Source organism: Stenotrophomonas sp. YJH_SMC_12-1 (assembly GCF_059370935.1).
Genome location: NZ_JCAFUD010000005.1, coordinates 1 through 11,947 on the forward strand (window position 1 = coordinate 1; position 11,947 = coordinate 11,947).

At 61.2% G+C, this 11,947-nt stretch carries 13 protein-coding genes; 5 read left to right on the top strand and 8 right to left on the bottom strand.

What is annotated here, in order from left to right:
* The 6 genes from AC5P8Y_RS10275 to AC5P8Y_RS10300 all read right to left on the bottom strand — a co-directional run.
* Positions 1-237: magnesium chelatase domain-containing protein (locus AC5P8Y_RS10275; RefSeq protein WP_495201950.1), on the bottom strand; the 237-nt coding region annotated here is incomplete at its 3' end.
* Between the two features lie 205 nt (positions 238-442).
* Complete coding sequence (locus tag AC5P8Y_RS10280; protein ID WP_495201951.1) at positions 443-3,142, bottom strand: XVIPCD domain-containing protein; 2,700 nt, start codon at positions 3,140-3,142, stop codon at positions 443-445.
* 41 nt (positions 3,143-3,183) lie between these two features.
* The gene (locus tag AC5P8Y_RS10285) at positions 3,184-3,846 is read right to left on the bottom strand and encodes an imm11 family protein (protein WP_049404441.1); all 663 of its coding nucleotides are present in this window, start codon (positions 3,844-3,846) and stop codon (positions 3,184-3,186) included.
* Between the two features lie 99 nt (positions 3,847-3,945).
* Positions 3,946-4,542, bottom strand: coding sequence for a cold-shock protein (locus tag AC5P8Y_RS10290; RefSeq protein WP_495201952.1), 597 nt, complete (start codon positions 4,540-4,542; stop codon positions 3,946-3,948).
* 45 nt (positions 4,543-4,587) lie between these two features.
* Positions 4,588-4,944 carry a hypothetical protein gene (locus tag AC5P8Y_RS10295; protein ID WP_049404444.1) on the bottom strand — a complete coding sequence of 119 codons (357 nt, stop codon included), beginning with the start codon at positions 4,942-4,944 and terminating at the stop codon, positions 4,588-4,590.
* Between the two features lie 474 nt (positions 4,945-5,418).
* Positions 5,419-6,279: an OST-HTH/LOTUS domain-containing protein gene (locus tag AC5P8Y_RS10300; protein ID WP_235646041.1), complete on the bottom strand. Its 861-nt coding sequence runs from the start codon at positions 6,277-6,279 to the stop codon at positions 5,419-5,421.
* Between the two features lie 255 nt (positions 6,280-6,534).
* On the opposite strand from AC5P8Y_RS10300, the gene AC5P8Y_RS10305 reads away from it, so the two are divergent.
* The 5 genes from AC5P8Y_RS10305 to AC5P8Y_RS10325 all read left to right on the top strand — a co-directional run bounded on the left by AC5P8Y_RS10305 (position 6,535) and on the right by AC5P8Y_RS10325 (position 10,950).
* A complete protein-coding gene (locus tag AC5P8Y_RS10305) occupies positions 6,535-7,137 on the top strand; it encodes a DUF998 domain-containing protein (protein WP_005419996.1) in 603 nt (200 codons plus the stop codon).
* A 240-nt stretch (positions 7,138-7,377) separates the two neighbouring features.
* Complete coding sequence (locus tag AC5P8Y_RS10310; protein ID WP_495201953.1) at positions 7,378-7,707, top strand: hypothetical protein; 330 nt, start codon at positions 7,378-7,380, stop codon at positions 7,705-7,707.
* Between the two features lie 433 nt (positions 7,708-8,140).
* Positions 8,141-8,845: a hypothetical protein gene (locus AC5P8Y_RS10315; protein WP_495201954.1), complete on the top strand. Its 705-nt coding sequence runs from the start codon at positions 8,141-8,143 to the stop codon at positions 8,843-8,845.
* Between the two features lie 677 nt (positions 8,846-9,522).
* A complete protein-coding gene (locus AC5P8Y_RS10320) occupies positions 9,523-9,825 on the top strand; it encodes a hypothetical protein (protein ID WP_495201955.1) in 303 nt (100 codons plus the stop codon).
* Between the two features lie 519 nt (positions 9,826-10,344).
* Positions 10,345-10,950, top strand: a complete 606-nt coding sequence (locus AC5P8Y_RS10325) for a hypothetical protein (protein WP_495201956.1) — start codon at positions 10,345-10,347, stop codon at positions 10,948-10,950.
* Positions 10,951-11,106: 156 nt separating this feature from the next.
* On the opposite strand, the gene arr is transcribed toward AC5P8Y_RS10325, so the two are convergent.
* The gene (arr, locus tag AC5P8Y_RS10330; RefSeq protein WP_495201957.1) at positions 11,107-11,541 is read right to left on the bottom strand and encodes an NAD(+)--rifampin ADP-ribosyltransferase; all 435 of its coding nucleotides are present in this window, start codon (positions 11,539-11,541) and stop codon (positions 11,107-11,109) included.
* A 126-nt stretch (positions 11,542-11,667) separates the two neighbouring features.
* The gene (gene ubiK / locus AC5P8Y_RS10335; RefSeq protein WP_005411375.1) at positions 11,668-11,919 is read right to left on the bottom strand and encodes a ubiquinone biosynthesis accessory factor UbiK; all 252 of its coding nucleotides are present in this window, start codon (positions 11,917-11,919) and stop codon (positions 11,668-11,670) included.
* Between the last annotated feature and the right edge of the window lie 28 nt (positions 11,920-11,947).

Consider the following 11,947-nt stretch of genomic DNA (forward strand, 5'->3'; position numbering starts at 1 on the left):
CCCGCCTTCCTTTGGCAGGTCGGCGGGCGCCAGATTCAACGTGATGCGCCGCTGTGGAAAGTCGAAGCGTGCGCAGAGCAGGGCGGCACGCACGCGCTCGCGGGATTCGCGCACGCTGGTTTCGGCCAGGCCCACGATCTGCGTGACAGGCAGACCGCCAGAGAGATGCACCTCCACCCGCACCAGCGGGGCATCGACCCCGGCGCGGGCACAGCTGTAGACCAGCGCCGGGCTCATGTGTGGTTTCCTGCGGATGGGGGTTTAATGGTGTGGCAGGTGCTGTGCGCAGGGATATAGGAATTGTTGGTGACGCAGCTAGGAGGATTCCGGCAGGTGCCTGGAGCGTGCCTTGTTCCTATGCGGCGACCAGTCTCTGCAATGTGAGCGCCGGAACTCGCCCGGTATCAAGTGGATCGGCGTTGATCAGCCAGAACGGGTGCCATCAACCCAACCGCGGCCCCTGCCGGCTCTCTTCCTGCTGGTGTTCCTGCGCTTGCGCCAGCTGCTGCGACTGCTCCCGGTCCTGAGCGCCGAGGCTCCGGTTGGCCGCTGCATACTGCTGCTCCGGTGCGACCGCCAGGGCCTCCTGTGTTGGCATCTGCACCCGGTTGGCGGCGGGGTCCGATGACGCGCCCGGTCCTGAGCGCGTCACGAACAGCGTGGCGCCCGCAGCACGGGTTTCGGTGGCTTCACTCAGTACCATGTCTACCTGGTCGCCGGGCTTGAACCCGGCTTCTGCTGCAAGCCGGTAGGCGCTGGCGAGCAGGCGGTCGCTGCTCTGGTCCCACGGCTTGTTGTTCTTCTCATCCAGCATGGCTACCGACGAGCGCAGCTGTTCCAGCAGCCCGCTGCCATCTGGGCGAAGGGCCGTGCCGTGGTGCCGGTCTACGTCAGCGTCGTGCTGCGTGGCAGGCCTGGAGGTGTGTGGCGGCGATGCACTCGGTGCGGGCTCAGGTGAAGTTGGCGCGCGCGGCAGGGCATCCGCGGGCTGCTGCTCCGCAGTCGAGCGCTGCACGTGTGCCTGGGCAATCTCCTGTGGCGTGGTGACGCAGACGATCTGCATGCGCTCGTCATCTTTCCCGGCCAGTGTGGCCAGCGAGCCATCCTTTTGCACCTGCAGCATGAACGTACCGAAGTCGGGCACGGCGCGTGCGTGATCCTGGGCAACGGCGGCTACGGCGTCATCAATCTCTTCTGCACTGCGCACAATGCCGGCACTACGGTAGGCGTCCACCACCTGGCTGCGCAGGCCGTATTCGGTTGGCGTGGGGTTGGCCCGGGCGATGTCGGCCATGGACGTCAGCTCCTGTACGCCGGCCTGCTGGCTCTGGCGCGTACGATTGAGCTCCTCGACGATGCTGCCTTCAGCCGGGTTGGTGCCATACAGCCAACCCGGCGTTTGCCACTGCCCGTTGGGGTCCTGCGTGTACTTCTCGCCGTTGGAAGCGCGCAGGGGCTGCGTCTGGGTCAGCGCGTTGGTGATCACCTCCGGTACCGGCTCAATGGTGGCGAACTCGTGCCAGTTGTACTGGTTGAACGCCACCTGGTAACGGGCGGCAAGCGCCTCCGGCGTGTTCAAGGCGTTCTGGGCAATGATGCGCTGCGATTCCCGTTCCAGTTGGCCCGACTTTTCCGGGCTGACAGGCACGCTGTAGTCAGAAGGGACGCGTCCATCAATCATCGAGTGGATGGAGAGGTTCCATTCGCCGTTGTGCGGATTGCGCACGTAGTGGCGGTTGGTTTCAAACGGCTCGCGCGGCGGCGTGCTCTTGCCGCCTGCATCAAGCTTGAAGGGGTTCTGCGGCTTGGGCAGGTTGGCCATGCCCAGTGAATATGAGTCGTTGGCGGCTTTGTAGTTCAGCTCGTCCAGCAGCCGGCCACCGGCGACCATCGTGATCTCGCGGTAGCTTCCGTCGGGCTGCGGTGTGCGCACGCTGCGGCTCCAGGTGGCCTTGGCATCTTCCGGATCGCGGCTCCATTCGTTGCCGCTGCGGTCCACCTGGGTGTAAACCGCTTTCTTGTCCTGGTACTGGGCCCAGTACTCACCGCCGAAGCCACCGGCCACGCCGCCCAGCAGCCCGGTAGCCAGCGCACCTGGCCCGGTCCACGATCCGGTGAACAATCCGTACCCCGCGCCCAGCAGGAAGCCGCCACCGAAGCCGCCTGCAGTGCGCCCCACGAAGTGGGTGGCCGCAGATTTTGCGCCGGCGTTGTTGCCCTCGGTGTGCAACTCGGCCACGCGGTGGCCGGTGATGGCGAAGTCCACGGCCAGTGCGGCAATACCCGCGGCCCCGAGTACGCGCGCGCCGGTAATCTGTCCGCGCGCGGTGGCAGCTTCGGCGGCACCTTCCGCAGCGCCAGCGCGCCCAGCAGAGCCTGCCAGTTCCGGAGCCGTGGTTGCCGGGCCAGGGCGCATGATGGTCAGTGGCATCTCCGGGTTGAACGCCGTACGCACGCGGGCCGCGGTGTGCTCGCTCAGCGGCAGGCGGCCGCCCTGGTTGGCCTCCTGGATTGCGGTGCCCAACGATGCGCGGCCCCCCCAGCGCTCGCTCAGGGTGGAGTTGCCGGATTGGTCGATGGCATCCAGGGCCGCCGTCACGTTGGCTTCGGAGTGGGTGACGCCGCGCCAGCGCAACTCGGTCGGGTTGAGGGTCTTCAGTTCCGCAATCTGCGCGGCGTGGGTGCGCTGGTAGCCGTCCAGATCGGCGAAGAAGGTGCGGATCCGGGCGTTGGCTTCGGCCGGGGTCATGTTCTCCGGCGTGTTGGTGACCAGGTCGCCGTTGAGGATGCCGGCGCGAAGCGTGAACTCCAGGTTCTGGATGCGGGTACCCATACGCTCGGCGGCGGCAGCGCGCACATCCGGCGCAGAATCCTTCGCCAGCAGCGCTCGGCCGTCGTAGGTTTCTGCGAGGTCGTCGAGAACGAACTTAAGTTGATCCGAGTACGCACTCAACGGGCCGCCCGAGTGCGGCGATATACCCAACCGGGTTGCCAGCGCGGGGTTCGCGGGCAGGTTGAGGATGTTGTCGGAACCGTGGAGCGTGAAATGACCACTCCTGGCAAGCGACTTCAGCAGCTGGCTTTGTTCGAACGCATTCTGTTCGATCAGATGGTGTCCCTGGAAAACCGGTGTGTCGGCCATGCGCACCACCTCATTCAAGAATCCGTTTGAAGGCGCTCGTCCTAGAGATCGGCTACATCGCGCAGCCGTACGCCGGAAAAGTTGGCGGCATTCAATGCATCAAACATCGCGCGGTCGCAGATGGGCGGTGCGCCCATGCGATCCTGGCGGAAGATATGGGCATCGCCCACAACGTCCTGTTTGAACACCAGGCTGGCGCCGCCGACAAGGCTGTAAAGCTTCTCGTCCTCGCCGGTCTGATAATTGTGGTCGAGCTTGATTCTCACGCGGGACGAGGCTTCATCCAGGGCGTCGAGCCTGCGCAGCACATTGCCCAGGTAGTACTGAGGCCCGGGGCTGCCGTCGGCAAGGCTGAAGTCGCAGGCAACAAAGGCAAACGCCTGGGGGTCCGTCTGCTCAAACAGCTGCTTCAACGGCTCCGACACAATCCAGATGCCAGCGAGCTCTTCCAGATCGCGTGGCATTGCGCCCTTCTCGGGCACGTGAACCAGGTGGGGGCGCTCCGGATACTGGCCTGGCGTTCCATCAGGACGCGAGATGACATTCATCCCCGGATCGATCAGCTTGTCTTCGTTGGCGATCTCTATACCGGGTACCCCGCCGTTGCTCAGCAAGCCTGCGTCGATCAGGAAGAACTCGCCCTTGTGATATGCGGCTTCGGCTGAAACTTCAGTGGCGGTCGATTCGGTCACGGGGGCTTCCATCATGGATGCGGGGGCAGAACGGGAAAAGCCGTTGAGCCGATGCTAGCGGGGCTTCTGCGCAGCCACAAGTTGCGCCGAAACGGTGCCGGGGCACGTGATTCACGCGACTCTTTGGGGATTTCGGAACAATGCCGCGAATGATGCTGCCATTCCTTCCATTGCCTGCAATGGTCCGCTGGATAGGCGGAATGACGAGGGAGATTCCAGCCGAGGGTGGCCTGGGTCCCTGAACACGCAGCGCTGGTCATCAGGCACCGAGCTGTCAAGGCGCCCAAGCCGTGCCTCAACCCACGAAGGCCCCGCACTTTCCACCAGCAACCGCCCCTGGCTCTGGTGCAGATCCGGCCAACGCTCGAAGCTGGTGCGCAGACGCTCGATGTCCGGCGCCCGCCACCGTGCATCGGCAGGCATGCGGATCAGCACGCGCGAGGGCGCGTTCTCCACGTCCATCACCAGCACGCCCTTGCACCGGATCTCGAAGGACGTCGCCCCGGCATGGCGCGTGTGCAGTTCAAAGCCCTCGAGTGCCTTCGCGGTCACGAAGCCGAGTGCATCACTGTGCAGCAGGCGGTAATCGGCCGGCTGCAGCTTCTGGTAGGCCCACACCTGATCGCTCGCAGGCTCAGGCCACTCCACCCACATCGCGCCGATCACCGCGATGCACACCGCCGCAGCGGCAAGGCCGTGCTTCTTCATTCGTCACCCCGCACACAGGCAGAAAGGTCAGCGCCATAAGCGCGCTCAGTCCTTGGGGCGCATCCGCTCGTGGATGAAGGCGGTCAGCGCCAGATCGGCCATCACCAGTCCCTCCATCACCCGGTCGCCGACGTACTGCTCCGGCTCGCCGTTCTGGCGCGTGCGCTCGGCCGCCAGCAGGATCTCCTGCACGATGCGTTGGCCGGTGAGTGCGCAGTCGGCGTCGGACAACTGCATCTGCCGGCTGCGTAGATGGTGCCGCTCGGGCCAGGGCTGGCCGTCGGCCGCAGCGCCCGCGCCGATGGCGTGCAGGATGGCGATGAGGCTGTTGGGATCCAGGGCTGGCTCGGCCGGGGGCACTTGCTGGATGTGGCGCGGGGGTGGGGAGTGCGGCGTGGTCATGGCGGGCTCCGTGCATGCAGGCGGACGCCGCCACCGATAAAGGTGGCGGGCAGAGCGTGGCTCGAAAACCGGATGTTGGGAACCGGCGGGTACAGGACCCCCACGCCCCGCCCGCCATAGCCGGCAGACGGATTGCCAGCCGGCACCACGCGCGGTGGTGCCGGCTGGCAAGCGCAAACTACTTCCCAACAAAACGGGCTTTCGAGTCCCGACCACCGATGCACGGTGGCGCAGTAACGATTACCTGCTGTTGTTCGGAATGCCAACGGGTAGGGGTCAATGCCGCCAAAACCCGAGACGTTTTTGGCATTGTCGCATAGCGAGGAAAGCGGCGAGAGCCTTGGCGTGCTTGGCGCAGCGGCACTTCTGCGACGGAGTCGTCAGAACCTTCCGCCAGAGACGCAGGGAGCGGCAAATGCGACAGCACTTGGTAGGCGAAAGCGTATTGCTGCTATTACCAACGGCGGCGCCTGGCTAGCCAGTCGAATCTGCCCGCTCGCGGAACCAAGCCCCGAGCTGGCCGTGGTGCACGAAGTGGCGCAGTTCGAACTGACGAGATTCGTGAATGACGTGCCGCCATCGGGCACAGCCGTACTTCTTGGGGGTTTGTTCCGGGTGGTGCTCTGCTACCCAGCGAACGGCTGTGTCCAGACTCACCCAGCCGTCGATCGCCCCTTCTCGGAAGGCCTGTCTCAGCGCACTGACAATACCTGTGAGCGGCCAATGGATCTGTCCATCAGGCGCGATGCCGTTGACCATAAACTCATGGAACTGGGGAGACTGAACCAGCTCCGCAAAGGCTTTCGCTCCCCGCGCAACATCTGCCGCAAGTGCACGCAGCCGTTGAAATTGGCGGTCGATCTGAGCGTAGGAACGGCTGAGTGCAGCCTGTGCCTTCAGGCATCCTTCGACAGTCTGGATATCGTATTGCTCGATGAAGTGGTGAACGAGCACGTTCCTGAGGTTCACCAGTTCGCGCAGGTCGGCTTGCAGCGTTACATGGGATTGCTCTGGAAACTCTAGCCCCATGTGCAGAGCGACGAAGCTTGAATTGCTGTCGTAACCCGATGGGCCGCCAGGGGCTTCGCTGCCCTCTTTGATCACGCATTCGGCAGTCAGGTGACCTACCAGCACCCCCATTGTCTTGCCGCTGATCTCTGCTTTGCGCTTGTCCAAAGCCATTGGGAGTGCTTCCGGCGTACCGGACAACTTCTGAAAGGCGAGCATGGACTTCATCAGTTGCTCGCACTGCTGAAGTCGCAGAATGCAACGGCCAAGAAGCCGTTGCACTTCGTGCTGTGCACCGACAATGTCATTCTGGTCGACGGCGGACATGGCAAACCTGAGCATGGGACACGTCAACTTTACAGCCAGAGATGGTGGAAGCTCAGGCTGGACCAGAATGATGAGGTTGTTGTCTGCATCGCTTGCGGGCATGAGTGACTTTCTGCCTATTGACCCCCTAGGGCGTCGTGCAGAAGATGACTACCTCTGTAGTCAGCCGGAGCCATCCTGCCCCGATCAGGAAGGTTCTGCGGTGTTTGAACGGATTCCACCCACTGGCGCAGGCCATTATAAGGATCACGTTACGTGTTGCGCCGCAACCGACTTCTTCTGTGTGCGGGTCTGGTCCCGCTTCCGTGGTTCCTGTTCTGGACCAGCGTTGCCGCCGTGGCCGCGCCGGGCTACAACACGTTTGCACAGCACGCCAGCGAGCTCCTGCAGGCGCCAGCGCTTGCAAGCTTCTGCGGCAGGATCGCCGCTATCGGCTCCGGCGTGGGCTTCGTGGCGTTCTCCATCGGGGTATGGCGGGAGTCCGGTCGCCGGATTGCAGTAGGTGCAATCTGCTGGTTGGTCTTTGGCATTTCCATGCTGACCAACGGGCTCTGGCCCATGGGCCATCCGATGCACGGCTTCTACACCATCGGCATCGCAAACATCATTGCACCGGCGATGTCGCACATCGAATTGAGCGCGTGGTCTGCCAACCGAAGGGCGTACGCCGTGACTGCTATGGTGAGTGTCGCGGGCATCGCTTATCTCTGGTTGAACGTGGTGGGAGCGGACCCGGAGGGGTTCAGGGGGCTGACACAGCGGCTGTTCTCGTCGGTCAACTCGTTGTGGCCGTTTCTGGTTGCGTTGTATCTGCTGCGCGGGGGTTCAAGCGCGCTGAAGATGCAGCTTCCGCATTGATGGGAGCGCGCGACAGGAGCACGGAAGGCCGATCAAGGACTTCTCGATTCTCCGGCCCCAGCTCAAGGTGATCTTCTCGGGATTCATGCCAGGGTGCCCACTGTTCAAGCCGTGGGCGCTCTTCAACTATCTGTTCCTTGATGCTGGCACCCCGGGTGGCAAGAGGGGAAAGGTCGTACGCGCCTTCTGCTATAAGTAGCGCAACCGCGCCCAGAGGGCCCTTTGGAAGATTGTGGACTCATGGAGTTGTACTGGCGCTTGTTCACCAATTGCACATCGCAGCAGGCAGCTCTCAAGGTGGCGGCGCGGATGTTTGAGCAAGCAGGTCTTGAAGTCAGCAATCTCCACGCCGAGCCATATCACAAGGGCGGCTTCGTGGTGAGTGCCTGCTCCCGTCATGCCGCGCACTCGTGGCCTGAATTTGTGGTTCTTGCCCTGGCTTCGGCTCAGTGCACCGGCCGCGGATGGTTCCTGAGTGGTTCAATTGCGGAAGAGCTGGATGCTTGGTCCAACCATTCCTTGGTTTCCGGTGTTTCGTCTATCCATATCCATGCGGAAAGGCGGGAGTGACGAATCGCTGGAGTAGACCAAGGCCAATAGCCTGCAATCATCCTGCAGTAGCGTGGCAAGGGTCGAGCTTGAGAATCGCGCGTCGCGCATCTAGCCGGCCTGATGCAGCTCAGACTCTCGCGCCGGAGTTCCGCGATAAGGAAGACTCTTGCGATTGATGTCCGCTCCTAGCCGAAAGCGGACGCCCCCGTCGGGGATGGGATCATTGATCTCTTGGTAATGTCCGCTACCAACCCAAAGCGGCTATTGGTGTTGGTGCCGCCGCCGAGCCTACCACTGGGTCCGGTTATACGCAGGCTTGTTAGCCGGACCTGATCGCCCTAACATCGAGCCGTTTCAAGGGGGGGGGCAACCATACGGTACTTTGTGGATAAGTCGCGTAGCCAGCCCCGCGGAGCCGTTTATAAGATAGTTGGACAGCACAGAGGGAATCGTGGGCGAGACTAACCGTAGAAAGCCGAAGGGAAATGACAAGCATCTAATCCTTCACTACATAATTGTCTTTGTATTGTATGCGACCGCGGTACTCATCGCGGTTAAGCTTCTTGCTTTACCCGCCGCTCACAAAGACTTCATCACCTCACTATCCAGTGCAGCGATACTGGCAACACTGGGATCAGCCATTGCGACAGTTGGTTCGCTTTGGTCTGGAGATCGCACGACCAGAATTACCTTGGACGTTGACATCCTTTTCAAGGATATCTTCAAACAGGAGGCATGGAGGAGATGGCCGTTCTTGCTTCGCTCCGGAAGCAGAAAGCTTCTAGATGGGGGCGTCCACGAATTTTCGCTCAGCAACCCTGTCATACCCTTAAATGTGGGTAGCCACAACATCAAAATTACGCTTCCAACGGTTCAGGAAGATTTTTTTGATCTGCCGCTGTTCTTAAACCTATATCCACTTGTTAGGTATAGGAATGCTGCACATACAACAATATCCAATGCGCCGAAGGACTCAATATTCCCAGAGAATAAGCTGAAACCATGGGATCAGTACATGGCGTATGAATGTCTTACGGATATATGGATCAGTGTTTTTGTGTTCAGGGCGTCAAGATATGTCGTCCATTTCGGTGCAGCACTCACAATAAGTAGCGCTATTCTTGGTGGCCTTGCGGCCTCGGCGAGTGCTGCCTAAAGATTCGTCCAAGCCAGCGCCGCCTTGCGGCGCGGCCTAATTCCAGAGTTAGGCGCTAGAAAGAATTCCGAATTTCAAAGTCGTGCTGTCCGGCCGTGGAATCGACATGCCAGCTTAAGACACGCCAGTGGTTGGATCTTCTGCCGCCAGGCTGGTTCGTGCTGCAAACTCGGCGGCTGCGGAAAATTACGCCATGCACCTTGTTCTATGTTCTATCGGAATGGCAGCCCGGCAGCCCCTATGCTGCCGCCAACCGCGGTTCCGCTCCAGCACTGACAGTGGAGGAGTCTCTCCCCGTCGCCTTTCTGATTGGTACATTCGGGCGCAAGCCCGCTGGCTATACATTCTATAGCCATGAAGATTAGACTCAAAAGATCAGCGTCCTGCAGATAATCGCCGCGCATCTCAGTGACCGCTTCTGGCCGAAAGCGGACATCGGGTCCAGACCGACCGCAGGGAAGGATGGCAGTGTCGGCTACCGACCCATATCGGCTATTGGTTCGGCAGTCGAGCCTCCCGCTCGATCCGGTAATACGCTGGGTTGTTAGCCGGACCCAACCACCCTAAGATCGAGCTGTATCAAGGGAAAAGCCCACCATGCGGTGCTTTGTGGGTAAGTTGTATGCCCGGACCCACGGGTCCGTCTACTAGGTAGTTGGACCGCTAAGGATTGCTCAGTGAACTCTTTGGTCTTTGCTTTTCAGATTGAGTTTTTCGTGGCAGCGCTATGTGCATTTGTAATTTTTTACATGCAGGTTCGTGGCTATCGCAAGCACAGGAAGCAGTTCTTCGTCATTTTGGCAATCTCAACTTTATTTGCGGTAGCGGCCACCCTTATGAGGGCGCTCCCATACTTTCTTCAGATGCCTGAAAGCCAAACGGTCAAGGTGTACTGGCTATCTGTCCCGCTAGCTATTCTTGCCACTGCACTTGCCACATGGGGCAGCGTCCAATTCTTCCAGGCATTCGATGATAAATAGCAGGCTGGCGTCGCTGTCCAACAAATTGTTCAAACCGACGCAGCCTCGCGGCGCGGCTTAGTTCTGGCGTCGAGCCGCCAAAGCGCTCGTCCCTCCTATTGAACTACCTTCGTAGCGCCATCGAGGCTGGAGAAAAAGGGCGCGTCTATCTCGCTTTGGAGGTTGCTCTCCAGTCGGAAGGCACGGAAACAGCGGCCTGCCTCTGTGGAATGGTTCTTGTGCGTGAGCAGGACCCGTCACCAAGAACTGGTGCGAGAGCTCCAGCTAATGGCAGAGCCGTCCCGCGCGTTCAACGTCCACTACTGGCCGGAAGCGGACATGCCCGCCCCCGCTTCGGCAGAGAGTTTTGACGATTGCCGAGCACCTGGTGGTCACAATCACTTAGGATCCGTCCAAGGGAAGGCTGTTCTTGGGAACTCCGGCTTGGGGGAAGAATGTGCGACGTTGCTCTGATCCCGAGAAGGTGCGGCCGTACTGGGACATACCCGCCAGGCATTGAGCAAGGAATCCAATCCGACCATGACCGCTTCAGCCAAGCCCATCATTCTTGTCCCGCTGCTATGTGCGGTTTCGAGCCTCGCTGTGGTGATCGTCCTTGGTCGGTCGTCACTGTTTGTGCCGCACGCCTGGTTGAACACGGCTCGACCACTGGTATGGCTGGGAGTCTCGGTCCTGATGATTGCAGCAATCGCCGCGCGCATGCATTTCATTAAAGATCCGCAGAACTCCTTCTCAAAGCATTCGCTGCTTTTTATCGTTGTTTCCCTGGGGATGGGCTTTCTGGCACAAGAAGTGGCCTCCGGCGCTGCGTCGTTGTTGAACAGGTTCGGTGCGGACCAGCGCTCACAGTGCTTTGTACTTGTGAAAGTCAGCAGCAACGCAAGTGGAAACGTGCAGCGGGTGATGAATGCTGATGTCCGGCTTCCCGGAGATGACGCACGGGTTCTTCGCCATCTGCAGTACACCCCGGAATCTGCCGACCTTTCCCAGCTCAAGGGTGGGGATAGTTTCGAAATGCGCGTATTGGACGGGGCCTTCGGTTACACGGCATTGCGTGGCCAACGCCCGAGCGCAGGCTGCAGCGACCGGTCTCCGGTCACGAATGGGCAGTCCCAATCTTTGTGATCACCGCATTCGCTTCTGGCCGGTAGCTGGCATCGACGGGGCGCGCGTACTGGAAAAGTTTCGGAAAAGGGCACCTGGATTCCCATGACGGCATTCTCGGGACGGTCATCCACGAAGCCGATGAAGAAGAGCGCGACGCTCCGTGCCCAGAGGTCATCAATTAATGATCTCCCCACTCCCCGAAGCAACAAACGCTTTCAACTGCCGAACGAACTCCGCATCGTAGAGCTCCCACTCCACAATCTCCCCAACCACCCGCAACGGCTGCGCACTCCGATACGACCGCGTCGGGTTCCCGGGAAACTTCTTGTTGGTCACGTTCGGGTCGTCTTCAAACGGCCCGGTCGGCTCCACCACGTACACGCGCGGTCGCCCTTCACCGCGGGCCATCTCCGCAGCCAGCCCGGCGCCCTTGGCAATGGTGGTGAAGTAGATGTGGTTCATCACCACGCTGTCGCGATAGTTGGAGCGGAAGCCCGCGCTCAGCAATTCGCCCACCGCCAGGTCAGCGCGGGTGCCGTGATAGAACGGCCCGGCGACCTGGTCGCAGGTGTCATGCGAAACGGGTGCCCATTCGGTGTCCTGCGCCATCGCTGCTGCCCCTGCTTGTCCTGCCGGATCGACAGGCCGGCGAGTCTAGGGCGCCCGGTGGGCCTTGCTGCAAGGCCCCATCCGGGAAATAATCTGTAAACGGGAGGCGCGGTGCGCCTCCTTTTTTCATTCTGCGGCGCCGCGCCCTTCCAGCTCGCGCACGGCCGTTTCCAGCGCATCCAGCTTTTCGCGGGTCTTCAGCAGCACGGCGCGCTGCACTTCGAACTCCTCGCGGGTGACCAGATCGAGCTTGGCCAAGCCGGCCTGCAGTGCGCTCTTGAAGGTGGCCTGCAGTTCCTCGCGCGATTCGCGCAGGCCCGGCGGCACCAGGTCGCTGAGGCGACGGGCGAGGTCATCGATTTGGTTCAGGTCGATCATGGGGAGGGGGCCGTGGGGTAACAGCCGG